The 24,223-nt window shown below is 37.2% G+C and carries 22 protein-coding genes; 16 read left to right on the top strand and 6 right to left on the bottom strand.

The window, feature by feature from the left end; all coding sequences use genetic code 11:
- Positions 1-38 precede the first annotated feature (38 nt).
- The 6 genes from ccsA (SanaruYs_RS13460) to SanaruYs_RS13485 all read right to left on the bottom strand — a co-directional run bounded on the left by ccsA (SanaruYs_RS13460) (position 39) and on the right by SanaruYs_RS13485 (position 5,592).
- Complete coding sequence (gene ccsA / locus SanaruYs_RS13460; RefSeq protein ID WP_127123104.1) at positions 39-2,558, bottom strand: cytochrome c biogenesis protein CcsA; 2,520 nt, start codon at positions 2,556-2,558, stop codon at positions 39-41.
- Positions 2,559-2,626: 68 nt separating this feature from the next.
- Positions 2,627-3,031: a cytochrome c maturation protein CcmE domain-containing protein gene (locus SanaruYs_RS13465; RefSeq protein WP_127123105.1), complete on the bottom strand. Its 405-nt coding sequence runs from the start codon at positions 3,029-3,031 to the stop codon at positions 2,627-2,629.
- 173 nt (positions 3,032-3,204) lie between these two features.
- Entirely contained in the window at positions 3,205-3,417 is a 213-nt protein-coding gene (locus SanaruYs_RS13470) for a CcmD family protein (protein WP_127123106.1), read from the bottom strand.
- A gap of 69 nt (positions 3,418-3,486) precedes the next feature.
- Positions 3,487-4,146 (bottom strand): cytochrome c biogenesis protein CcsA, encoded by a 660-nt coding sequence (gene ccsA, locus SanaruYs_RS13475; protein WP_127123107.1) that lies wholly within the window; start codon positions 4,144-4,146, stop codon positions 3,487-3,489.
- 31 nt (positions 4,147-4,177) lie between these two features.
- Positions 4,178-4,834 (bottom strand): heme exporter protein CcmB, encoded by a 657-nt coding sequence (locus tag SanaruYs_RS13480; RefSeq protein WP_127123108.1) that lies wholly within the window; start codon positions 4,832-4,834, stop codon positions 4,178-4,180.
- Positions 4,831-5,592: a hypothetical protein gene (locus tag SanaruYs_RS13485; RefSeq protein ID WP_127123109.1), complete on the bottom strand. Its 762-nt coding sequence runs from the start codon at positions 5,590-5,592 to the stop codon at positions 4,831-4,833. Before SanaruYs_RS13485 ends, SanaruYs_RS13480 begins: the two co-directional genes overlap by 4 nt.
- 364 nt (positions 5,593-5,956) lie before the next feature.
- Here SanaruYs_RS13485 and SanaruYs_RS13490 point away from each other — a divergent pair, with 364 nt between their 5' ends.
- The 16 genes from SanaruYs_RS13490 (at position 5,957) to SanaruYs_RS13565 (ending at position 23,933) form a co-directional block, all read left to right on the top strand.
- Positions 5,957-6,979 (top strand): NAD-dependent epimerase, encoded by a 1,023-nt coding sequence (locus SanaruYs_RS13490; protein WP_127123110.1) that lies wholly within the window; start codon positions 5,957-5,959, stop codon positions 6,977-6,979.
- A gap of 4 nt (positions 6,980-6,983) precedes the next feature.
- A complete protein-coding gene (locus SanaruYs_RS13495) occupies positions 6,984-8,237 on the top strand; it encodes a nucleotide sugar dehydrogenase (RefSeq protein WP_127123111.1) in 1,254 nt (417 codons plus the stop codon).
- Complete coding sequence (gene galE, locus SanaruYs_RS13500; protein WP_127123112.1) at positions 8,237-9,256, top strand: UDP-glucose 4-epimerase GalE; 1,020 nt, start codon at positions 8,237-8,239, stop codon at positions 9,254-9,256. The genes SanaruYs_RS13495 and galE overlap by 1 nt, the downstream gene beginning before the upstream one ends.
- Entirely contained in the window at positions 9,253-10,131 is an 879-nt protein-coding gene (gene rfbA, locus SanaruYs_RS13505; RefSeq protein WP_127123113.1) for a glucose-1-phosphate thymidylyltransferase RfbA, read from the top strand. Before galE ends, rfbA begins: the two co-directional genes overlap by 4 nt.
- Position 10,132: 1 nt before the next feature.
- On the top strand, positions 10,133-11,149 hold the full coding sequence (gene rfbB / locus SanaruYs_RS13510) for a dTDP-glucose 4,6-dehydratase (protein WP_127123114.1): 1,017 nt from the start codon (positions 10,133-10,135) through the stop codon (positions 11,147-11,149).
- Positions 11,150-11,151: 2 nt separating this feature from the next.
- On the top strand, positions 11,152-12,282 hold the full coding sequence (locus tag SanaruYs_RS13515) for a DegT/DnrJ/EryC1/StrS family aminotransferase (RefSeq protein ID WP_127123115.1): 1,131 nt from the start codon (positions 11,152-11,154) through the stop codon (positions 12,280-12,282).
- Entirely contained in the window at positions 12,282-12,860 is a 579-nt protein-coding gene (locus SanaruYs_RS13520; protein WP_127123116.1) for an acyltransferase, read from the top strand. Before SanaruYs_RS13515 ends, SanaruYs_RS13520 begins: the two co-directional genes overlap by 1 nt.
- Positions 12,861-12,868: 8 nt before the next feature.
- Positions 12,869-13,942, top strand: a complete 1,074-nt coding sequence (gene wecB / locus SanaruYs_RS13525) for a non-hydrolyzing UDP-N-acetylglucosamine 2-epimerase (RefSeq protein WP_127123117.1) — start codon at positions 12,869-12,871, stop codon at positions 13,940-13,942.
- Positions 13,939-14,913, top strand: a complete 975-nt coding sequence (locus SanaruYs_RS13530; RefSeq protein ID WP_127123118.1) for a Gfo/Idh/MocA family protein — start codon at positions 13,939-13,941, stop codon at positions 14,911-14,913. The genes wecB and SanaruYs_RS13530 overlap by 4 nt, the downstream gene beginning before the upstream one ends.
- 27 nt (positions 14,914-14,940) lie before the next feature.
- On the top strand, positions 14,941-16,218 hold the full coding sequence (locus tag SanaruYs_RS13535) for a lipopolysaccharide biosynthesis protein (RefSeq protein WP_127123119.1): 1,278 nt from the start codon (positions 14,941-14,943) through the stop codon (positions 16,216-16,218).
- Positions 16,205-16,834, top strand: a complete 630-nt coding sequence (locus SanaruYs_RS20460) for an acyltransferase (RefSeq protein ID WP_127123120.1) — start codon at positions 16,205-16,207, stop codon at positions 16,832-16,834. The genes SanaruYs_RS13535 and SanaruYs_RS20460 overlap by 14 nt, the downstream gene beginning before the upstream one ends.
- Positions 16,831-17,445, top strand: coding sequence for an imidazole glycerol phosphate synthase subunit HisH (gene hisH, locus SanaruYs_RS13545; RefSeq protein WP_127123121.1), 615 nt, complete (start codon positions 16,831-16,833; stop codon positions 17,443-17,445). The genes SanaruYs_RS20460 and hisH overlap by 4 nt, the downstream gene beginning before the upstream one ends.
- Positions 17,446-17,450: 5 nt before the next feature.
- On the top strand, positions 17,451-18,212 hold the full coding sequence (locus SanaruYs_RS13550; protein WP_127123122.1) for an AglZ/HisF2 family acetamidino modification protein: 762 nt from the start codon (positions 17,451-17,453) through the stop codon (positions 18,210-18,212).
- A 31-nt stretch (positions 18,213-18,243) separates the two neighbouring features.
- The gene (locus SanaruYs_RS13555) at positions 18,244-21,495 is read left to right on the top strand and encodes a T9SS type A sorting domain-containing protein (RefSeq protein WP_127123123.1); all 3,252 of its coding nucleotides are present in this window, start codon (positions 18,244-18,246) and stop codon (positions 21,493-21,495) included.
- Between the two features lie 63 nt (positions 21,496-21,558).
- Positions 21,559-22,668, top strand: coding sequence for an N-acetyl sugar amidotransferase (locus SanaruYs_RS13560; protein WP_127123124.1), 1,110 nt, complete (start codon positions 21,559-21,561; stop codon positions 22,666-22,668).
- Positions 22,665-23,933 (top strand): glycosyltransferase family 4 protein, encoded by a 1,269-nt coding sequence (locus SanaruYs_RS13565; protein ID WP_127123125.1) that lies wholly within the window; start codon positions 22,665-22,667, stop codon positions 23,931-23,933. The genes SanaruYs_RS13560 and SanaruYs_RS13565 overlap by 4 nt, the downstream gene beginning before the upstream one ends.
- Positions 23,934-24,223: the final 290 nt, after the last annotated feature.

Raw genomic sequence — 24,223 nt, forward strand, 5'->3', positions numbered from 1 at the left:
CTTTTACACGTCAAGGTAAGCTATTTCGAAAAAAGATGTTACTCTTGGCCTTTTTCTTTCATGAGTTGGAACTCGCGGTACCTGCGTAGCATGGCGATGGTGAAACCTGCCATTAGCACAAGTGTTCCTATCCAAAGCACATTAATAAGTGGTTTCTCTAAAGATTTGATGACTACCCAATCTTTTTGACGGGTATTGGTTCCAATAGTAAACTCATTTGTTTCTGGATGGATATTGACTAAAGTAAACAATACACCCAGTTGTGGAATTTCAGCACTGATGCGTCCCACCATTTTATCGCGGATGAGGAAGTAAGGTTCTGCTGTATATTCTTCTCTGGCGCCTTTTACTTTAATGGTTGCTTTTACCGCTACATCATCTTGTGATAAGATTGTTCCGGGCACTTCATCTACTTTAACAACATTGGTGACTGTACTTACATAATCGTTGGCAAAGAAATCTTTATCAAGGGCTGTTTTCAATTCCTGCATCTCACTCCACTCCTTTTCTTCATCAGGTTTCATAATAGAAGAAGTGTACGTGTAGAAGTCAGACTTAAGTGTTCTATGTATGTCAGGCGAAGAGAGTATTCCTCCCATATCCGGATTGATCTGTGCTCTCGGATAGAGTTTGTAAACATTACCGTCTTTTCTGAATTCAATTTCAAAGTAAGTATTCTCACCGAAAACCTGTAAAGTGTCCTTAGCCTTGTAGCCGTCACCGTCTTTCAGTGCAATTACTTTGTCTTCATCAGGTGTAAGCTGTACATCGTATTTATCAATGTAGCCATCACCATTTCTCAATTCCAGTTTCTGACTGATATATTCAATATCATAACCAGCCATAGTACGGGGCTCGTGTAAAAATAAAAGCAGATTGTCGCGGTTAAATTCTTCACCGGCATCACGCGAGTAAAGCAAACCTGTGTTATTAAGCGATACTACTGTTGAGTAGCCAGACGAGAATAAGATACCGAGTAGCATCATACCCATACCAATATGAGCAATGGCACCACCGGATAAGGCAGGATTTTTTTTGAGAATAGACAGCAGAATTTTACTATTGCCAACAATGGTTAGTACAGCAGCAATAATGAGTAAGAGATAAGCAGGCTTTGTTACCTGACCAATGGTTATGATGATTACTGATATCAGTAAAGCAATAAGTACAGGTACTTGTAATTCTTTTTTAAGTTCTGACTTATCAATTTTTTTCCACCAGAAAAACTGACCCACTGCAGAGAGAAAACCAATTACAATAGCGAACCAAATTTGAAATTTTGAGTAGTAAGCCATCTGGTCAGCAGGAGGTGCCATGTTAGAGCTGGCTCCAAAAATTGTTACGAACTTATTCCAAACTGGAATTGAAGTTGGTAACAATACTTGAAAACCCATAAGGCAAAGCGTTGTAGCGCCCATAAAAATCCAGAACTCGCGTGAGTACGTAGAGGCTTCTTTATCACTGCTTGGAATTTCTTTCCAGCGAATAGTAGCTAAAACAATAGCTCCGAACAGAAAGACTAAAAGATAAACAAGCAACTGACCAGACAAACCTAAATCGGTGAAGGAGTGCACAGAAGCATCGCCCAACACACCACTTCGTGTAAGGAAGGTTGAGTAGAGAATGAGAATAAAAGTGGTAATCACTAAAATGATAGAAGCCTTTAAAGCCGTCTCGCTGTTTTTGTAGGTGATCATAGTATGAATAGAAGCCACTAAAAACAACCATGGAACGTACACGGCATTTTCTACAGGGTCCCAGTTCCAATAACCACCGAAGTTGAGTGTTTCATAAGCCCAGTAACCACCCATTAAAATACCAAGGCCTAACACTGCACCAGAGAATAATGCCCATGGTAAGGCAGGCCTTACCCAATCGCGGTATTTTTTTAACCACAAACCGGCCATGCAAAAAGAGAATGGTATGAGCGTAGAAGCAAAGCCCAGAAACAAGACAGGTGGGTGTATAACCATCCAATAATTTTGAAGGAGAGGGTTAAGGCCATTACCATCTTCAGGAATAAACTCTGGCTGCATTTTAAAGATGGGCGCATCAGCCATAGACTCGCGCAATAAAATAAAAGGTGAGCTACCAATTTTAAAATCGATGATGGGTAAAACAACACCCAGAATCATAGAGGCAAGAAATGCCTGCACTAATGCGAAGATCGTCATGACAGGTGCTTGCCAAAACTTATTGGTATTAATTAGTATAACACCCAAAATAGCCTGCCAGAACATCCATAATAAAAAGCTTCCCTCCTGACCATTCCAAAAAGTAGAAATTAAATAATGAGTTGGTAATTTTTTATCGGAGTGGCTAAACGCGTAGTGGTATTCGAAGTAATGATTGGCGATAATGGTGAATAAGGTAATGGATATGCCTAGTACGGCTAAGGCGTGAACATAGAAACTGATCTTGCCATTCAGCAACCAAGATGCTTTTTCTTCAATGTCTTCTTTGCCTGTCGCTTTAAAATAAGCGAAGAAGGCGGCTAGAGAGGAAATGAAAGAAAGTATAACTAAGAAATGCCCAAGGTTGCCAATGAAATAATGCATGTTTCTTTTTACGAGTTAAAGCGCATCACCGCTATGAATATTGAATCTCCTACAAAGAGGGTTTACTTTTAAGCGTTAATTGTATCCTCCTGATATTTGGAAGGACACTTTAAAAGAATTTTTTCAGCAATAAAATTGTCGCCTTGGTAGCTACCGATCACTACTACTTTTTCAGACTTGGTAAAGTCGGCAGGCATGGGTTGGTTGTACTGTACAATTTGTTCTTTTTGCTGATCGTCAATCATGATAAAAGTGAAAGAGACTTTGTCAGCACCTTCGTAAATGCCTACAACATTGCCAAGATTGTCCTTCTTTAACTCGCCCACAACATGTATTTGGGAAGAATTGCCATTAGAGGCCATCTGGTGGGCATCTTTAAAGGTAACATAAGTGCTGGCGTCATTACCAGTACTAATAACAAGTGCAATGGCTACCGCAATAACAAGGATTAAAAATATATGAGATTTTTTCATAAGCGATTAGACTAGTTATTGAAACTGTTTAGCTACTAAAAACGGTCAGTTTTAGAAGCCGTTTCATGTTTACAAAATCAATCGCAAAATTACAGTAAAAGACTGAAGGACGATGTGATTTTTATCACTAAACAAAGCTCGTCTTAACAAGTTTTAACAAGCGGAAAACCAGCTTATTTTTTGTATTCTTTCTCGAGTCGGTTCAGTTTGCGATCCAGCATAAATAAATACGCAATGAAGCCGAGAAGCACAATGAGAATAATGCCCACGACAACGTAAATTTTGCCGTTAGCACGCATAGTGTCTGCCATTTCAACTTCTGCAGCCTGAGTATAACCTACAAGGCTACACAATGATAGGATAGTAAGTGTTAGAAATCTTTTCATGTTGTAAGTTTTAGGGCTCCACAGCCATTAAGATGATTTATTATCTGCTTTATGTGGGTATTCGACAAATTATTCAGTTAGATGATTTTGTAAAATTCTGTACCGGACGCGAAGTGAAACAATCCATAACCCTATTAAAAACCAGGCCGCAACAGCCGGGTAGAAAATAAGTCTCATGCGGCTATCCAAATCATATGCGTTAAAGCCAGGATTACCACCATTGCCAGGATGCATAGAGTCGGTAAGGCGTGGAATGATGAAAATAAGAGGAATCATGGCGGCAAAAGCAAAGATGTTATAGACGGCACTTAAACGAGCCTTTTGCTCATCATTTTCAATAGATCCTCTCAAAACAAAATAAGCCAAATAGACAAGTAATGCGATAGCAGCACCATTTTGTTTAGGGTCACCATGCCAGGGAGAACCCCAGGTGTAGTTTGCCCATAGCATACCCGTTAGAATGCCCAGAATACCGAAAGCAGTGCCGACATGTGCATATTCAACCGACTTTACATCGGCATCTGATAAGGGATTACGCAAAAACTTAATGGCATAAAAAACCGAAATCATATATAAAAGCACCATACCAAACCACATGGGTACATGGAAGTAAAGTGCCCTAACGGTTTCGTTAAGAATGTTTAAACGAGGCGCTTCTAACATCAGGCCACCCAGATGCACATAAATAAGCAAGAGTACTCCGATATATTTCCACCAATTCTGTTTCATTATCAAATTTTCAAATTACCGAATATTCAAATCAGCTCCTCCAAATATACGGGAAGAGTAAATAGGCGAGTGCGGTGGCGATACAATTTATTGCAAGCAGGTTTAGTAATTCGTCATAACTGGCAGCAAGGTCGATTCCATCAAGTGCATTTTTTGTAATTCGAATAGCCATCAGTAAAATCGAGATCAAAACTGGAAAGCTAAGTACAGCCATTAAGATGTTGCTGTTATTTGCTTTAGAAGCAATGCCTGAGATCAGGCTTAGCGAACTGGAAAAGCCAATGCTTGTAAAAATTAGGGTTACAATGAAAAGTCGTAGATCCTGAATGGGATTACCAATAAGCAAAGTAAACAATAGCAAGCCAGCCAATGAGAGGAGAAGCGCAAGCAAAGTATTGTAGATGATTTTTGATAGAATGATGGCTTGAGGAGAGGCAAGACTGTAATAGTAAATAGCGAGGCCTTTTTTTTCGCCAATAAAACTTTTTGCAAGGCTATTAACCACGCTAAATAAAATTACTAACCAGAAAAGTGCGGACCATGTGGCTGCATTAATACTATTTTGCCGCAGCGCAAAAGTGATGTAGCATATAAAAGTCAGACTAAAAAGATAAAGTCCGATACCAGCGATAACGGACTTCTTTCTTAGTTCGAGTGTAATTTCCTTTTTTAGGAGGGCTACAATCATGATTGTATTTCAGCTTTTTTGGATAATGCAGATAGGTAGCGGTCGAACTTAAACAAGCCCAGTATAAGATATCCTAATACCCATGAAGCAAAAAAGGCTATAACAAGAATCTTTGGAAAACTCGCGCTATCGGGTTCTTTAAAAGATGTCAGGCCATCCACAACCTCAAAATCGGGTTTAACAGATAACTGATAATCTATATTTTGAATTTGGCTGTGAATTTCTAGATCTTGATCAAAAACATCCAATGGATCTGTTAAGTATTTATCGCTAAGAATGACATTATTAGAACCTGGGCGATTGTTCTCTTTAGCCATGGAAGCATAATTGTCAAATAATACTGCCTTTAAACTGTCAAGCTTTCTGGATTCTCTTTGGAGTTTAGCTTTGCGCTCAAGAAGGGTTCGCTCATTCGCAGCAATCCTATTTTGAATAAAAGAATTGTCTTTAATGTAATTAACAAGTGCTTGCTCAAGATCTTTAATGATTCCAGGGTCAAGCACTTTAACTTCAATTAGGAAAGCATTTTTATTTTCAATTTCAATCTTAGTAATGATTTTATTTATAAGGTCTTTTTTCTCTTCAGCAACATTATTTAGTTGTTCTTTTAATACTTCAATCTCAATTAAGTCTTTCTCTGATACAAAAGCCTTTGATTCAAATTTTGAGATATTTTTTGCAGTAGCAATGTCAATTTTTAGCTCGTTAGCAAGACCCTCCCTTTCTTTTTCTAAAGAAAGCAAATTGAGCTTATCCATGCTGTTTGTCAGTATCCGACTGTTCAGGTAGTCACAGCTAATAATCATTGAGGAAGCATAGTGTTTTTTCTGTAAAAACTCAGAAAAGATAATTCCCAAACTAAGGCCTGATATAATTACAATTCCAAAGAAAACTTTGTTTTCGAAGAAAAGTGCTCGAAGAGAAGCTAATGCGTAAAGAATGCCATGTCCGAAGTTACTGAAACCCTTACCTATCCAGCGAAACAATTGTGACAGATCAATTTCATCAGAACCAGTGTTTTTTACTTTACGATCTTCCATAAGTTCAATTTTGCCACAAATCTAATACAAGAAAACCAGCTTAAAATCAGCTTTTTTTGATAATTTTGCACAATTTTTATTTATGAAAGCTCAAAACAAGGTATTAATAACAGGTGCAGCAGGTTTTATTGGCTTTCATTTAACTCAAAAGTTGTCTTCTCTTGGTTATGCGGTTACAGGGTATGATAATCTTAACGACTATTATGACGTAAACCTTAAAAGAAGCAGACTGGCAATTTTACGAACAATTGCTGATTTTCAATTTGTGGAAGGAGATTTAACTGACCGAGATAAATTAAATAACCTATTTGTAAATCAAGGTTTTGATTTCGTGGTGAATTTGGCAGCGCAGGCCGGTGTTCGTTATTCCCTGACTAATCCCCATGCTTATCTGGAAAGTAATCTTCATGGCTTTCTGAATATACTGGAAGCTTGCAGGCATAACAAAATCAAACATTTGGTTTACGCTTCCTCGAGCTCTGTATATGGAGCCAATAAGAAAATGCCCTTCTCTGTTAATAACAATGTCGATCATCCTATCTCGCTATATGCTGCGTCTAAAAAGTCGAATGAGCTAATGGCACACACTTATTCTGCACTTTACAATCTTCCAACTACCGGACTTCGTTTTTTTACAGTTTATGGCACTTACGGAAGACCTGATATGGCACTTTTTATTTTTACCAAGGCTATAATAGAAGGTAAACCCATCGATATCTACAATTACGGTAAGATGAAAAGAGATTTTACTTACGTAGACGATATTGTAGAGGGCATAACTAGACTTATTCCGACTGTTCCAGAACCCGATTCAAGTTGGAATGGCTTTACACCAAATCCTTCATCAAGCTTTGCGCCATATAGAATTTATAACATTGGTAATAATCAGCCTGTAGAGTTAATGGATTTTGTGGCAGCGATTGAGGAAAAACTGGGAATAAAAGCAATAAAAAATTTACTTCCGCTTCAAGAAGGCGATGTGCCTGAAACATATGCAGATGTTCAGGCTTTAACAGATGCAGTAGGTTTTAAACCGAATACTCCCATAAAAGAGGGTATTGGTAATTTCATTGATTGGTATTTAGCTTATTATAAATCGAAATAGAAGAATGACAAAGAAAATTGGAATTATTGGCCTTGGTTATGTCGGTCTGCCTCTCGCAGTAGAGTTTGGTAAGATGACTGATACACTAGGTTTCGATATTAACAAACAAAGAATTGATGAACTCAAAAAAGGTCATGACAGAACTCTTGAAGTTGAATCAGAAGATTTGAAAGCCTCAACGAAACTCAGTTTTTCTTTTGATGCTGAAGATCTTAAAACAGTGCAATATTTTATTGTTACTGTGCCAACACCGGTTGACGAATATAAAAAGCCTGACTTGTCTCCACTTGTAGGTGCGAGCAAAACAGTTGGTGCTGCCCTTAAAAAAGGTGATATCGTAATTTACGAATCCACTGTTTATCCGGGTTGCACAGAGGAAGTTTGTGTGCCTGTACTCGAAAAAGTAAGTGGTTTAAAATTTAATGTTGATTTCTTTTGCGGCTATTCACCAGAGCGTATTAACCCAGGAGACAAGCTGCATAGGGTAACCACTATTAAAAAAGTAACCAGTGGAAGTACACCCCAAATAGCTGATGAGGTTGACGCTCTTTACAATAAGATTATTGTGGCGGGAACATATAAAGCATCGTCTATAAAAGTGGCTGAAGCTGCAAAAGTGATAGAAAATTCTCAACGCGACATTAATATTGCTTTCGTAAATGAATTATCGATGATTTTTGAGCGTGTAGGCATAGACACCACGGAGGTTTTAGAAGCGGCAGGTACTAAATGGAATTTTCTTCCATTCAGGCCGGGTTTAGTAGGTGGGCATTGCATTGGTGTAGATCCTTACTATTTGACATACAAAGCAGAAAGTCTTGGTTACCACCCTGAAGTAATACTTGCTGGAAGAAGAATAAATGATAACATGGGAGCGCATATTGCTTCTCGAGTTATTAAACTTATGGCACAAAACCAATTGCCTATTCACGGTGCAGATATATTGGTATTGGGTATCACCTTTAAGGAGAATTGTCCCGATATACGTAATAGTAAAGTCGTTGATGTTATACATGAATTGAAAAGCTTCGGTACCAACGTAGAAATATATGACCCTCAGGCAGATGCTGAAGAGGTAAAGCACGAATATGGCTTAACACTTGTGAATAAGTTGACCAAAAAATACCATGCAATAGTTTTAGCAGTATCGCATAACGAATTCATCTCTTTAAATCTTTCAAATATCAAACATGCAAACACAGTATTATTTGACGTAAAGGGTATTTGGAAGGACAAAAATGTTTCAGGGCGTTTATAATGGGGAAAAAGAAAAATATAGCCGTAACAGGGGGAGCTGGATACATTGGTTCTCATGCTGTAATACAATTAATCGAGGCAGGCTTTGATGTGATTATTATTGATAATCTTTCAAGAAGTGACCAGAGACTTTTAGAAGGATTGCGAAAAATATCAGGTATTAATATTCCTTTTTATAAAATCGATTGCACAAACTATAGTCAACTAGAGGAAATTTTTAAGGATAATCAAATTGATGCCGTAATACACTTTGCTGCTTATAAAGCTGTGGGAGAGTCTGTTGAAAAACCACTTGAGTATTACGAAAACAATGTACTGTCCTTGGTTACTCTGTTAAAGTGCATGCAAAAATATAAAGTAACTAAGCTCATATTTTCTTCATCCTGCACAGTGTATGGTGAGCCAGATGTGGTGCCAGTTACAGAGAAAACATCCATGAAAAGGGCGAACTCACCATATGGAGCAACTAAGCAAATGTGCGAACGTATTTTGGAAGATGTGCAGCCTATTGGTATTGATGCAGTTTCCCTCCGATATTTTAATCCAATTGGTGCACATCCTTCAGGTTTAATAGGGGAGCTGCCTCTTGGAGCGCCCAATAATCTTGTGCCTTACATTACTCAAACTGCAGCTGGTTTACGTGATCACCTAACGGTTTTTGGTAATGACTATAACACAGTAGATGGAACGTGCGTTCGAGATTATATACATGTTACAGATCTTGCCGAAGCGCATATCAAAGCACTTAAGTTTATTGATAACGAACAGGGGCTTCATATTTTTAATATTGGTACTGGTGTAGGTTGCTCCGTCATGGAACTTATCAATCAATTTGAGGAAGTTAATAACCTGAAACTTAATTATGTATTTGGGCCACGAAGGCCCGGAGATGTTGAAAAAGTATATGCTGATCCGTCAAAATCTTTTGAAGGGTTACAATGGAAACCCCGCTACTCCATCAAGGAAGCGCTTCAACATGCCTGGCAATGGGAAAAAAATATTAGATCAGTCAAACAATGAAAGGAATAATTCTTGCGGGAGGATCGGGGACAAGGCTTTATCCGCTTACTAAAACGGTTTCAAAGCAGATTTTACCAATCTATGATAAACCTATGATCTATTATCCGCTGTCAGTATTAATGCTGGCTGACATACGCGATATTCTAATCATATCAACCCCTACAGATATCGGTTTGTTTGAGAACCTATTAGGTGATGGAAAATTCATTGGCCTAAATATTCAGTATAAAATTCAACCTTCTCCCGATGGTTTGGCACAGGCTTTTTTGTTAGGAGAAGAATTTATAGGTAAAGATTCCTGCTGCCTGATTCTTGGCGACAACATTTTTTATGGAGATAAATTTTCTTCCATTCTGGAAGAGGCAAGCAAGTTAAACAATGGGGCCATAGTGTTTGGTTATTATGTTAATGATCCGGAACGTTATGGTGTAGCTGAGTTTAGTGAGGATGGCAGTGTATTATCTATTGAAGAGAAACCTAAACAACCGAAATCTAACTACGCAGTAACTGGCTTATATTTTTATGATAACTCAGTAGTAGAAAAGGCCAAGTCACTGAAACCTTCCAGTAGGGGGGAATTAGAAATAACCGATCTTAACAGATTATATCTTGAACAAAAAATTCTTTCAGTGAAGTTACTTGGTAGAGGTATGGCCTGGTTAGATACAGGCACCCATCAATCTTTATTGCAGGCTTCAAATTTTGTCGAATCCATTGAAGAAAGACAGGGTCTAAAAATAGCTTGTCTTGAAGAAATAGCCTTTAGAAAAAAGTATATTAATAAAGATCAGCTTCTTGAATTGGCAAAACCACTTTCCAAGAACCAATACGGTCAATATCTGATAAAAATTGCCAACGAACGCTTTGTAGCATAATATGAAGACATTGTTGATAACAGGAGGCGCAGGCTTTATCGGATCTAATTTTATTCCGTACATTATGCAAAAGCATAATGATTACCGAATTATAAATCTTGATTTGTTAACCTATGCAGGGGATTTAGAAAATCTTAAAGAAGTAGAAAATGATCCTCGTTACTCCTTTGTAAAGGGAGACATTTGTGACAGAGTGCTTGTTGAAAAAATTTTTAATGAGCAAAGCATTGAAGGGGTAATACACTTTGCGGCAGAGTCGCATGTTGATAATTCTATTTCAGGGCCTGAGGCTTTCATTCGTACAAATGTTTTTGGAACCTTCACATTATTAGATGTGGCACGTAAACACTGGATGGAGGCTCCCTTTAAGTTTAAAACAGGTTGTGAAGGAAATCGTTTTCTTCATGTTTCAACAGATGAAGTATACGGCTCATTGGGCGAAACAGGTTTCTTCACAGAAACAACCTCTTACGCGCCCAACAGTCCGTATTCAGCGTCAAAAGCATCTAGCGATATGCTGGTGCGTAGTTATTTTCAAACGTATGGATTAAATGTAGTTACTACTAATTGCTCCAATAACTATGGACCTAAGCAGCATGATGAGAAATTGATTCCCACAATTATCAGAAAGGCACTTACCGGGCAACCAATACCCATTTATGGAGATGGTAAAAATGTAAGAGATTGGCTTTACGTAACAGATCATGCTAAAGGTATAGATTTGGTTTTTGAAGACGGTAAAGCAGGTGAAACTTATAATATTGGTGGCAGAAATGAACGAACAAACAATCAGATCGTTGATACAATTTGTGGGCTTTTAGACAAGCTTAAACCAAAGAATGGTGGTGGCTCTTATCGCGAACAAATAACTTACGTAATAGATAGAGCAGGACATGATAAGCGATACGCTATCGATGCCGACAAAATAGAAAATGAGTTAGGATGGAGCGCAGTTGAGAATTTTGAAACAGGAATCTTAAAAACAGTTGAGTGGTATTTAGCTAATCGACATAAATAGATATGGATAAAATTGTAATGGTGGATCTGCAAAAGCAGTATCAAAAAATTAAAGTTGAAGTTGATGCCGCCATGCAGGAAGTGCTGAATACAACAGCTTTTATTCAGGGCCCTCAGGTACAACAATTTGCAGATGCCTTAGGCAAGTATAATGACGTAGAGTTTGTTATACCCTGTGCAAACGGAACGGATGCTTTACAAATTGCTATGATGGCGCTTGATTGTAAGCCAGGAGATGAAATCATTCTTCCAGTGCACACCTATGTTGCCACAGCAGAAGTTATTGCATTGCTGGGCTTAATACCAGTTTTTACGGAGGTAAATGCGGATACATTTAACATTGATGTAAAGCAAATTGAGTCGAAAATCACTTCAAAAACTAAAGCAATAGTTCCAGTTCACTTGTATGGGCAATGTGCCGATATGGAGCCCTTGCTGGCGATTGCTGATAAACATAACCTATACGTCATAGAAGATACAGCCCAGGCACTTGGAGCCGTCTACACATTCAATAATGGTAAGAAGATGCGGGCAGGCACTATGGGAACCATAGGCACTACCTCCTTTTTTCCCTCAAAAAACCTGGGTTGCTATGGTGATGGAGGAGCGCTGTTTACAAGGGATAAGGACCTTGCCGAAAAAATAAAAATGATGGCCAATCATGGTCAGCGTATAAAATATCACCATGATGTAATAGGTGTAAATAGTCGTTTGGATACACTCCAGGCAGCTATTTTGAATGTTAAATTAAAGTACCTTGATCAATATGAGGCAGCAAGAAATAAAGTTGCTGCTTATTATGATAATGCATTAGCTTCAATAAACGGCATCATCACACCCGTAAGGAGCAATAATTCATCACATGTCTTTCATCAATACACATTAAAAGTTAGAGGAAACAAACGTGATGCATTAAAAAGGTATTTGGAAGACAAAGGTATACCTACTATGATTTACTATCCAGTGCCTTTGCACTTACAGAAGGCTTATGTACGTGAGGGTTTTGGTGAAGGGTCTTTTCCTTTAACGGAATCGCTTTCAAGAGAGGTGATCTCATTGCCAATTCACACGGAAATGATCGAAGAACATCAGGCTTATATTGTATCTTGTATTAAAGATTTTTTTAATAATTGATGGAAACAAAAGAATATACTGCGCATCCTTCAGCCATTATTGACGAGGGCTGTGATATTGGAAAGGGAACAAAAGTATGGCACTTTTCTCACATCATGCCAAACTGCAAGATCGGAGAAAATTGTAACATTGGTCAAAATGTGGTAATCTCTCCCGAGGTTGTATTGGGCAACAATGTAAAAGTGCAAAACAATGTGTCTATTTACACAGGGGTAATTTGCGAGGATGATGTTTTCTTAGGACCCTCAATGGTATTTACCAATGTAACTAATCCACGTAGTGCAGTCAATAGAAGAGGACAATATGCAAAAACCACAGTGAAGAAAGGAGCATCCATTGGTGCTAATGCAACTATTGTGTGCGGCCACGACATTGGTAAATTTGCATTTATTGGCGCTGGAGCAGTGGTAACTAAACATGTTCCGGATTATGCTCTGGTGGTGGGTAATCCAGCCAAACAAATTGGTTGGATGAGTGAGTTCGGGCACCGTTTAAAATTTGATGAGAAAGGTGAGGCTATTTGCGATGAGAGTAAGGAAAAGTATACAATTATTAATAACCGAGTAGTTAAGTCTTAGTAAACCCAATGAAAAAAATTGTTACTATTCTTGGCGCCAGGCCTCAGTTTATTAAAGCAGCAACGCTTTCCAGAGTTTTTCATGAAAGAGACCTGAAGGAGGTTATCATTCACACCGGTCAGCATTACGATTGGAATATGAGTGATATTTTCTTTGAACAAATGGCAATTCCTAAACCAAATTATGCTTTAAGCATTAACAGCAAGCACCATGGTGATATGACTGGGAAGATGCTGGAAGGAATAGAAAAAGTACTATTGGATGAGAAACCAAATGCTGTGCTTGTGTATGGGGATACAAATTCAACACTGGCAGGAGCTCTTGCTGCTGCCAAGCTTCATATTCCAATAGCGCACGTTGAAGCCGGGCTGCGATCATTCAACAGGCGTATGCCAGAAGAGATCAATCGGGTTTTAACTGACCATATGTCAACATGGTTATTTGCTCCAACAACTACAGCGGTTAATAACCTTTCAAAAGAAGGCATAACTCAAGAAAGTATTTTGCAAGTCGGTGATGTTATGTACGATGCAGTACTTTTTTATCAGAAGATGGCTCAGCAGCAATCAGACGTTTTGAAAAGAATTGGAATAAATAGTGAACCATTCATTTTAGCGACAATACACAGGGCAGAAAACACGAATAGTCAAGAGAAGCTTAGAGCTATTTTTTCACAACTTGAAATACTCGCCAAAGAGAAACTAGTTATACTCCCCTTGCACCCTCGTACAAAATCATTATTAGATAGAGATTATTCCACAGACCAATTTAAGATAATTGATCCAATAGGTTATTTTGATATGATTTTGCTTCAAAAGCATTGCAAACTCATAATAACAGACTCGGGGGGTGTACAAAAGGAAGCTTTTTTTAATAATAAATTCTGTATAACAGTTAGAGAGGAAACAGAATGGGTAGAGTTAGTTGAACATGGGTTCAATTTTTTAGCTAATCCTATATCAACGATACAAACATTAGTAACCCAACTTTGGGATCGGGAATTTGACTCCAAGAAAAATAACCTTTATGGAATTGGGAAATCAGCTGAGAAAATTGTTGACATTTTAGAAAAGAACATATGAAGAATTTCGCACTTATTGGGGCAGCAGGATTTATTGCGCCACGTCATTTAAAGGCAATTAAGGATACAGGCAACACCTTAATAGCAGCACTTGATCAGTTTGACCAGGTGGGAGTTTTAGATTCTTATTTTCCGAATGTTGATTTTTTTACTGAATTTGAAAGATTCGACAGACACATTGATAAGCTGAAGAGGCAAGAGGTGAAAATTGACTATGTCAGCATATGTACCCCAAACTATTTGCATGACTCACATATACGATTTGCATTAAGACATCAAGCAGATTCCATTTGCGAAAAACCTTTAGTACTCAATCCATGGAATATTAATGCTCTTGCTGAAATTGAAAACGAAACTGGAAGGAAGGTTAATAATATCCTTCAATTAAGACTTCACCCGGCCATTCAGCAACTCAAAAAAAGAATAGAAAACGATAAAACCGGTAAGGTTTACGATGTTGATTTAACCTACATCACCTCCCGAGGTAACTGGTATTATACAAGCTGGAAAGGTGATGTTTCTAAATCAGGAGGTATAGCTACAAATATTGGAGTGCATTTTTATGACATGTTGCAGTGGGTTTTTGGTAAACTAAGATCTAATAAGGTACATGTGCATACGCACGACCGTGCTGCAGGTTTTCTTGAGTTTGACAAAGCCCGAGTTAGGTGGTTTTTAAGTATAAACTATGATACAATACCTGATGAAATTAAGGCTCAGGGTAAGCGTACGTTCAGATCCCTAAAAATGGAGGGTGAAGAAATTGAATTCAGTGACGGATTCACAGACTTACATACTCGCAGCTATGAAGCTATTCTACAAGGCCAAGGTTTTGGGCTGGATGATGTGAGAACAGCTATTCAGATTGTTCACGATATAAGAATAGCCGAACCTTTGGGATTAATAGGTGATTATCATCCCTTCGCAACTAAAAAGCTAGCTGTGCATCCTCTAAAAAGTAATGTTGGTTAAACTAGAGTTTATTTAATCTTTTGTAAAGTGTTAGAAAAGTACAGAGCACGGTTGGATAAGTCGGAATTCTATAAGAGTATTTTTACCTTAATGACGGGCACCGCATTATCTCAAATAATACCTCTGGCTATCACCCCTATACTTACAAGGTTATATACTCCTGATGATTTTGGTTTGTTAGCGTTATACCTCAGCACTGTTTCTATCTTGACATTAGTCGCTACAGGTAATTACGAAAAAGCTATAATCATGCCCAAGCAAGATCGTGATGCAGTGGGTATTATTAAGCTTGCTTTTCTTCTATCTGTAAGCGCTAGTCTAACTATTTTGCTGCTCACAATTTTTCTCCGAGAACAAATAGCCAGATTTTATAATAATCCAAAAATTATTGATCTGCTATTTTTTGTCCCGTTTTCAGTATTCTCGCTAGCTATTTACAACATCATTAATACTTGGTTTAATCGTGTCAAGCAATACTCCGTTTTAAGTTATAATCGAGTTACTAAATCAAGCCTTTCTTCAGTCTTCAGCATTGCTTTTGGTATTAGTAAGTTGGCAACGATTGGGTTAATTTTTAGTGAATTTCTGGGGCAACTTTTTGCCACAATTTTATTTGGGAGATCATTTTACAGAACAAACAGAGGAGATTTCATTGCGACCTCCAAGGCGGATATGATTAGACTTGCTAAAGATTATAAGAAATTCCCTCAATTCTCTTTGCCAGCAGATTTATTAAGCATGGGTTCATATCAACTGCCAATTTTCCTCTTTTCAAAATTCTTCACTCAAGCTGTTGTTGGATACTATTCTCTTTGTATACGTGTTTTAGACAAGCCATTCATATTTTTTACGAATGCAGTTTATGAGGTTTTTAGACAGAAGGCCATGGAGGATTATAACCGTGATGGGAATTGCAGGAGCATTTATATAAAAACATTTAAAAGACTTCTTGTTATAAGCCTACCCATTATGAGTATATTCATCATTGCGTCACCTCTAATATTTAAAGTGGTGTTTGGCAATGAATGGGAGGTTGCAGGGCATTATGCAAGAATTATTTCGGTGATGTATATCTTTAAATTTGTAGCATCACCACTTAGCTTTATGTTTTATGTTGCTAATAAGCAGCGATTGGACTTTTTATTACATGTTTATGTTTTTCTGAGCTCTTGTTTGATTTTGACCCTTTCATTCAAGAGTGCATTCACCATTGAGAAAACTTTAATACTATTTGTTTTGAACTACTCTTTGGTTTATATTTTTTACATTTTCAAATCTTATCAGTTCGCAAATGGAAAGGCATGAAAATATATTTAAACATTACGTTTGGCAAATTATACGGTTTTTACCGCTGCTAAACATTCTTTACTTCACAAGAGGTACCCAAAATCCAGTTACCTTAAAATTCCTCTTTTGGCAAAAGATCATAGGATTTAACAGAGGAGCTTATTGGCCTATCCACTTTTCAAGTGTAGTTAATAACTGGAGAAATGTATATGCTGGAATTGATGTTTGTCCAGGCTATTCACCCGGTTGCTATATCCAAGCTATTGGTAAAGTTTTTATTGGCGACTATACACAAATAGCGCCAAACGTTGGTATAATTAGCGCAAATCATGAACTTAATGATAACAGAAAACACGTTGTTAAGGATGTAGTAATAGGTAAGTATTGTTGGTTAGGCATGAATAGTATTGTGCTCCCCGGCACCGAGTTGGGAGACTTTACTGTTGTAGCAGCAGGCGCTGTGGTTACTAAGTCTTTTCCTTCAGGTTATTGTGTTTTAGGGGGAAACCCAGCAAGGGTCATTAAGGAATTAAATAAGGAAGAATGCGTCTCTTATAAAAATAAGTACGAATATCTTGGATATATAAAGGCATCAAAGTTCCCACAGTTTAGAAAGAAGCATTTATCAGTATGATATCGATCATTGATTACGGTTTAGGAAATTTGGGCTCGATTGTCAACATGTTCAAAAAAATTGGATATCAATCACAAATTATACATCGACCAGAAGAGCTTGACCAAGCCACTAAATTAATACTTCCAGGCGTGGGCGCTTTTGATACAGGGATTAAACACCTTCAAGATCATGGCTGGTTAGCGCCTCTGGAAAAAAAAGTTATGGTTGAACGCATACCCATAATGGGTATTTGTTTGGGAATGCAATTAATGACTAAAGGAAGTGAAGAGGGAAAGTTTGACGGACTTGGTTGGATTGACGCATATACAAGAAAATTTCAGCCGGCATCGGCAGAAGTGAAAATTCCGCATATGGGATGGAGTAAAGCAGATATTGTTAAGGAGAGTAAGCTACTCATCCAAAAAAATAATAGTGAGAGACGTTTCTACTTTGTTCATTCTTATTTTGTTTCAGTTAACAATGCTGAAGATGAGTTACTCAGATGTAACTATGGCAATAACTTCACTGCTGGGTTTGAAAGAAACAATATAATTGGTGTTCAATTCCACCCCGAGAAGAGCCATAAATTTGGAATGGAGCTTTTTGGTAATTTTGCAAATAATTATTAGAGATAATGTTAAAAACAAGAATTATCCCATGTCTGCTACTTAAAGATGGTGGGCTTGTGAAAACCATAAAATTTGCTAACCCAAAATATGTAGGAGATCCCATTAATGCAGTTAAAATCTTTAATGAAAAAGAAGTCGATGAACTTATATTTTTAGACATTGAAGCTTCCCGACAAAAGCGAGATCCTAATTATGATTTGATAAAAGATTTGGCTTCCGAATGTTTTATGCCATTCGCTTATGGAGGAGGTGTTACTACAATCGATCAAATCAGAAAAATACTTAGGCTTGGTGTGGAGAAAGTTGTAATAAATGCTTTTGCAATAAAGCAACCAGCATTCATTAAGGAAGCCTCAACTCATTTTGGCAGCTCTACAATTATTGCAGCGGTAGATATTAAGAAAGACTTTTGGGGGCACTATAAAGTGTACGATCACGTAGCAAGAAAAATAACCAATAAGGATCCAGAAAAATATATACAAGAGCTGGTGAATGAAGGTGCTGGCGAAATTTTTTTAAATAATGTTGATAGAGATGGCACTTACCTAGGCCTTGATCTCCCCATTGTAGCTAGAATTAACAGTCAACTTCCTGTGCCCTTGATTATATGCGGAGGTATCTCAAGTCTGAAGAATATTAAAGATGCAGTTGAACAGACAAAAGTATCAGGCGCTGCCGCAGGCAGTATATTTGTTTTTCAAGGACCGCATCGTGCGGTTCTGATTTCATATCCCTCCTATAACGAATTAAAAGAAATTGTTGGTTAAAACATTTAATGGTGACAGAAGCCCAAAAGTGATGAAGATTAAATGTAAGATTTTGTTTTTTTCTCTATTGACCTGCACGGGAGTAAATGCTGCCTTAGCACAGACATTACGACTTACAGAAATTGCTTACGAAGAATGGTTTTTTTCTGATGATGATGGTGATTTTGGAAATGGATGGATTGAGTTAAAAAATAATTCGTCAGACAGCATCCTCATTTCTAACTACTCTTTAAAACTTAATAATGAAACGACCGAATATTTTTTGCCGGAATTGAAACTTCCGTCAGGAGAGCATTTATTTATATGGTTGTCGGGTAAAAACAAAACATCGGATATTAACAATTTGCATGCTCCATGGTTTGCTAGTCAGAATGTAAACAAATTCGTTTTAAGAAACCTGATTAATGAAAATGATTCTGACTCTGTTACAGTGTATTCTCGTCCATATTGGTATGAGACGCATGCTCTTCTGGAATTTAATAATTCCTTGGCATGGTTTAATACAGATACCGGTACACCAGGTAAACAAAATATTTCAAGGGGATTGTGGAAAAGAACATCGACCTTCAGTCAATTTCAAGGTAGAGATTCATCACCCAATGGTGCTTTATTCTTTAATAATAAATTTTGGATTTTAGAAGGTTGGCTCGGGGGAGGTGGAGAAAGCGCAGCTATATCTGATGTATGGTGTTCAGAGGATGGAAGAAACTGGATTAAGAAGAATGACCAGGCTCCATATTATCCATATTCTGCATTCGTTGTCTTTCAAGATAAAATGTGGGCATTTGACGGTAATGCGTACTTCTCAAATGATGGGGTAACATGGACTAAAGTAGCAGAGAATCTTCCATTTACGTATCATTCCAGGGCCGCTATTCTTAATAATGAAATCTTTGTGTTGGATGGGAACGCAGTGCATAAATCCTCAGATGGTATTAATTGGATTACTATTCAACAAAACACACCTTGGGAAAGTAGATTGTTTGCTTCCTTTTTCTCCTTTAAAAACAAACTATGGATGTTTGGTGGCGGTACTTACTACTTCACTGATGAGGATAAGTATTTTAATGACGTTTGGTCATCCGTTGATGGAGTTAATTGGGAGATTGAAACAGATGAAGCTGAATGGATTGGAAGACTTTGGCCAGGCTCAATGGTTTTTGACAATAAATTATGGGTAATGGGCGGTTGGCGATACCAAGACATTTCTGACCCATATTATGGAAATCGTAATGATGTTTGGTATTCTGAAGATGGAAGGAATTGGAAGGAATTGAAATCTGCAAATTCGTGGTTGCCTAGACATGCTCCATTGGTATGGGCCACAGGAGAAAGTTTATGGATTTCATCAGGTTTTTTGAATAATTATGGACTCCACAATGATGTTTGGACAATTGGAGCTTTTAAGACTACATCCCAAACCGAATTTTACTTGAATGATGATCAATCTCCATCTTTACTAAGTTCATGGAGCACAGATGAAAATGGTGAAGATGGTCTGCCTCCACTTGGTTTTAATTATGATTTTCAAAATTTTAACATTACTCGGCCAAGAATATTCCTAACAAGCAACGACAGTCTTTCTTTTGAGGGAGAAAAAACAACTCTCACAATTGGAAATGAAAAAGATTCTACGCTTTTAAGTATCGAATCAAATGGCTACTTAACGGCTTTTGTAAACTTAAATAACTTTGCAACACTTGTGTTAAAAACCAAAGACACACCTAACATTCTTTCGGCCAAATCTCAAAGTAAATTGTTAATGGAAAGCAGCCCCGGGGATTCTGTTAGAGTTAACGCTAGAGAGTTGAACAATGTTGTTTTTAGTGGAGGTGTGTATCAATTATCACAAAACACACTTATCAAGAATTCAGCCACTTTTCTAAATGCCAATCTTTTTGGAGACAGCTCTTTACGGTACACTGCTAATGCATCACTACGGCTTAAGTCAACTACCGATAGTTTGGTTGTAACTAAACTTGAATTCCCTGGAGATTACCCACCTGGAAAGTTAATTGCCGAGTCACAGATTTTTATTAATAGAGTTCGTTCCACAGTGGACTCTATTCAATTCGGTAATGGGAAAATCATCTTGAACAACAGTATTTTAGGTGCAAAATCTTTAAAAAATGCTAATGCTGTTAGTTACTTAGTAACTAATGACACCTCGAGGTTTGAGTTAACGAAAGGTGCTGGTGAAGAAGTCATACCGATAGGAACCAACTTTTCTTACAATCCTATCCTGTTTACATCAAGTGCAGGAACTTTCAAATTTAGTATCACTTCAATTGACACTTTGGATCAATTTCTTTCATCCGTAAATCTTGTTTGGCGTATCAACCCACTACAATCAAGCATGGAAGAGTATGATGTTCAATTTTATTGGGAGAATCTAAATAAGAATGCAACCTTCAGCTCAGTTTATATGGCTGTCTACCAATATTCCAAAGATGGCTGGAATCAAAGTAGTGTAGATGTATCAGAGTCAACCAACAACTCTATTCACTTCCAGACTAATCTCACGGGCTTTTTTTTCGTTGGTGATAATCGCCAACGGCAACGTTTGTCATCGACCCACCTAGAAGCTCAGTACGGTGATATTTTCGACATCCTACCAATAACGGTAAGCTCGGGCCTCCCTACTGAGGTTATAAGCTTAGACAATATTGTGACAATTGAAAATAATAATTTAAATATAAAAGGAGCAGGTAACGGAAAACTTGTGGTTAAGCAATTGGGCGATTCAGTGTATGCACCATTAATCGACACTATTTATTTCATTATCAATAAAAGGGATCTGTTAGTCGAGGTGTTGAACCCCAAAAGAAAAGTTGGAGAAACTGACCCCATTTTTCAACTTAAGTTTGAAGGTTTTGCTTACAACGACACAGTTGATAATTCAAATGTGTCGCCAGAAGTATCCACAAGTTCAGATCTTTTCAGCCCAGCAGGTATTTATGATTTAACTATTAATGGAGATCACCTTAATTATAAATATTTGCTTAAACAAAAGAAATTCCTAATAGTGGGAAGTGAAGATCTTCAGTACTTTCCAAACCCAACGAGTGGGTATTTAGATGTTATACTCAATGAGAATCTTTTAGGTGATGTAAGGATTTCTATAATTGATTTAAATGGTGTAGAGATCTTTGCCAAAACATTTAGCATTGAGTATAACAATTCGCTTCAGTTGTTACTTCCTGACACTGTTAATCCAGGGCTATATTGTATAATGGTTGAAGGGGAAAATTTCAAAAAAACAGGAAGACTTAGAGTGCAATAGCTCCATTACATAAGAATTACCGTAAATGCCTTAAAATCAGTATGTTTGCAAACATTTAATATTATGGAAAATTTATTAGAATATCAGATCTGTAAGAATTGTGTTTTAGACACAACAGATAAAGATATTGTTTTTGATGCAGAAGGTGTTTGTAACTACTGTAGAGAGGTGAGTAATAACATTGATAAATTCATTTTTTCTCCCGAACAAGAGAAAGAGAATCTTACAAATCTTGTTGCTAAAATTAAACAGGAACAGAAGGGGGAATATGATTCAATTCTTGGTGTAAGCGGTGGGGTGGACAGCAGCTACTTGATGCATTTGGCTCATAGCCTTGGCCTGAATCCTCTTATTGTTCATTTCGATAATGGATGGAACTCAGAACTTGCCGTTTCCAATATTAAAAAAATAATAGAAAAATGTGGTTTTCATTTGGAAACGTATGTTATTGATTGGCCTGAGTTTAAGGATCTTCAGCGCTCATTTTTTAAAGCAGGTGTGCTTGATATTGAACTGTTAACCGATCAGGCGATTGTTGCAACTATGTTTAAAATCAGACGACAGCATAAAATAAAATATGTTCTCTCAGGAACTAATTATAGAACAGAATATGGAATGCCTCCATCCTGGGCTTGGCGAAAATTTGACTACCAAAACATAAAAGATATACAATCTAAGTTTGGAACAAGAAAAATAAAAAGCTTCCCTATTATTAGATCATGGCAGTTTCAGCTGATTAAAATGTTTGGGTTAGGTGGCGAGTTTGTAGAGCCTTTAAACATGATCAACTATAGAAAGTTGGAGATTATGAAATTTCTTCAACAGGAATATGGATGGGAGTATTATGGGGGGAAACATTATGAATCAGTCTTTACTAAATTTTATCAGGCTTATGTATTGCCGGTTAAATTTAAAATTGATAAAAGAAGGCCCCACTTATCTTCCTTGATTCGGAATAATGAAATAACACGTGAAGACGCTATTAGAGAACTGAACGAGCCGATTTACAAGCCTGAAGTTTTAAGATCGGAAAAGGAGTATGTGCTTAAAAAACTTGACTTCAGTGAAGCAGAGTTTGATGCCATGATGGCCGCCCCTCCTAAATCCCACTTAGATTATAAAAGTGATGATTGGATGTTTAAAATTTGGGGAAGATTTAGAAGAAATAAATGAGTAAACTTTTTAGTAAGAAGAAAATTCTTTTTGTTTCTGGAATTGATTTTAAAGAGAAATCGATTCAGGTTATCCGAAAGACCCCCGAAGCGTATGCTGAGCATAATTGGGAAGTGCATTACATAGTAGGACGCGATAAATCGCGTTTTGGTGATTATTTTTATGAACCCGTAATCAACCCAAAGGGTGTAACTATCTATCGGTTTAATGTGCCTCTTGCTTTTTTGGACGAGATGTGGAATAATTTCATTTGGAAAGCGATTGTATTTAGGATTCGTAATTTTCTACTAATTCAATTATTGAGATTCAGGTCTTTAAAACTTCTTCTGAAGTATGACTTTGATATCATTTATGGATATGAATTGTACGGAATAATGGCCTTAAGACTTTTGCGATACTTGGGCATAGGACGCAAGTCAAAATTTGTGATTAGGTTCCAAGGCGTGTATGCAGGAGAGTGGGCGCGTAAGGGACAAATTTTTAGAAAAATAACTAACTGGGCTTATTTTTCTGGATTAAAGACAAAAGCAGATTTGTGTATAATGACGAATGACGGCACACAGGGAATTGACTTGTTGAATAAGTTAGGGAATAAAACGCCACGCAAACTTTTTCTCGTAAATGGTGTCGAGCCCTTTACTTTAGAGGACAATAAACTTCAAGCTGTAAAACAACAGTTCTTTCAAGATTCAAAAGTTCATTTTATTTCAATATGTAGGCTAGTTCCTCAAAAGAGAGTTGACAGAAGCATAAGAATAATAAATGAGGTGGTTAAAAGAGGAGGATATACAAACTTGTTGTATTCCATTGTGGGATCAGGGGCGGAAGAACAAAATTTGAAAGAACTAATAGAGGAGTTAGGACTGCAGGACTCTGTTAGGTTTCTCGGTTCAATCCCCAATACAGATGTAAAGTATTATCAGGCTTGTGCAGACTATTTCTTTTCCATGGACAGAATATCTAATGTTGGCAATCCATTATTGGAGGCAATTCGAGCCAATAAATTAATAATTACCATAAATAATGGTGATACTGGAAGTTGGATCCAACACAACTACAATGGATTAATTTATGATATCAGCGGACAAGATTTACATCAACAGGACTATACAAAAATTGGACAGGATGTTTTAGAAATTCTGCACAATCATGAGAGATTTACTAACCTAAAGAAAAATCTGTTGAAAACAGAGGAGGAAAGACTATGGACGTGGAGTCAAAGAATGACACATGAGGTTGAAACAGTAGAAAATCTAGCTTTTTAAAAAAAATGATAAAGTCAAGTAGTGATGACTCTATAAACATTATAAATGTTCCTTATGAACTCGTTTTAAGGCTGTTTATTAACTTCAATATTACCTATATTATTTTTTCCGAAACCCTTATTTGGTTATCATTCACTCATTTTCAATTATCTATCTCTCCTCTTCATAAGATTTTTCTACTAATCCTTTTTGTACTTTATTTGGTTTCGGTTCCTTCGCGAAAGACAGTACAGATACTTGTACTTTTTATAACCCTTTCCACATCAACGATAATTGGTGTTTTCTATTTT

The organism is Chryseotalea sanaruensis (assembly GCF_003990915.1).
GTDB lineage: Bacteria > Bacteroidota > Bacteroidia > Cytophagales > Cyclobacteriaceae > Chryseotalea > Chryseotalea sanaruensis.

Bases quoted from the DNA above. Each gene is read 5' to 3' on its own strand.
- ccsA (WP_127123104.1), bottom strand. From the start codon at position 2,558: ATGCATTATTTCATTGGCAACCTTGGGCATTTCTTAGTTATACTTTCT.
- SanaruYs_RS13465 (WP_127123105.1), bottom strand. From the start codon at position 3,031: ATGAAAAAATCTCATATATTTTTAATCCTTGTTATTGCGGTAGCCATT.
- SanaruYs_RS13470 (WP_127123106.1), bottom strand. From the start codon at position 3,417: ATGAAAAGATTTCTAACACTTACTATCCTATCATTGTGTAGCCTTGTA.
- ccsA (WP_127123107.1), bottom strand. From the start codon at position 4,146: ATGAAACAGAATTGGTGGAAATATATCGGAGTACTCTTGCTTATTTAT.
- SanaruYs_RS13480 (WP_127123108.1), bottom strand. From the start codon at position 4,834: ATGATTGTAGCCCTCCTAAAAAAGGAAATTACACTCGAACTAAGAAAG.
- SanaruYs_RS13485 (WP_127123109.1), bottom strand. From the start codon at position 5,592: ATGGATAAGCTCAATTTGCTTTCTTTAGAAAAAGAAAGGGAGGGTCTT.
- SanaruYs_RS13490 (WP_127123110.1), top strand. From the start codon at position 5,957: ATGAAAGCTCAAAACAAGGTATTAATAACAGGTGCAGCAGGTTTTATT.
- SanaruYs_RS13495 (WP_127123111.1), top strand. From the start codon at position 6,984: ATGACAAAGAAAATTGGAATTATTGGCCTTGGTTATGTCGGTCTGCCT.
- galE (WP_127123112.1), top strand. From the start codon at position 8,237: ATGGGGAAAAAGAAAAATATAGCCGTAACAGGGGGAGCTGGATACATT.
- rfbA (WP_127123113.1), top strand. From the start codon at position 9,253: ATGAAAGGAATAATTCTTGCGGGAGGATCGGGGACAAGGCTTTATCCG.
- rfbB (WP_127123114.1), top strand. From the start codon at position 10,133: ATGAAGACATTGTTGATAACAGGAGGCGCAGGCTTTATCGGATCTAAT.
- SanaruYs_RS13515 (WP_127123115.1), top strand. From the start codon at position 11,152: ATGGATAAAATTGTAATGGTGGATCTGCAAAAGCAGTATCAAAAAATT.
- SanaruYs_RS13520 (WP_127123116.1), top strand. From the start codon at position 12,282: ATGGAAACAAAAGAATATACTGCGCATCCTTCAGCCATTATTGACGAG.
- wecB (WP_127123117.1), top strand. From the start codon at position 12,869: ATGAAAAAAATTGTTACTATTCTTGGCGCCAGGCCTCAGTTTATTAAA.
- SanaruYs_RS13530 (WP_127123118.1), top strand. From the start codon at position 13,939: ATGAAGAATTTCGCACTTATTGGGGCAGCAGGATTTATTGCGCCACGT.
- SanaruYs_RS20460 (WP_127123120.1), top strand. From the start codon at position 16,205: ATGGAAAGGCATGAAAATATATTTAAACATTACGTTTGGCAAATTATA.
- hisH (WP_127123121.1), top strand. From the start codon at position 16,831: ATGATATCGATCATTGATTACGGTTTAGGAAATTTGGGCTCGATTGTC.
- SanaruYs_RS13550 (WP_127123122.1), top strand. From the start codon at position 17,451: ATGTTAAAAACAAGAATTATCCCATGTCTGCTACTTAAAGATGGTGGG.
- SanaruYs_RS13555 (WP_127123123.1), top strand. From the start codon at position 18,244: ATGAAGATTAAATGTAAGATTTTGTTTTTTTCTCTATTGACCTGCACG.
- SanaruYs_RS13560 (WP_127123124.1), top strand. From the start codon at position 21,559: ATGGAAAATTTATTAGAATATCAGATCTGTAAGAATTGTGTTTTAGAC.
- SanaruYs_RS13565 (WP_127123125.1), top strand. From the start codon at position 22,665: ATGAGTAAACTTTTTAGTAAGAAGAAAATTCTTTTTGTTTCTGGAATT.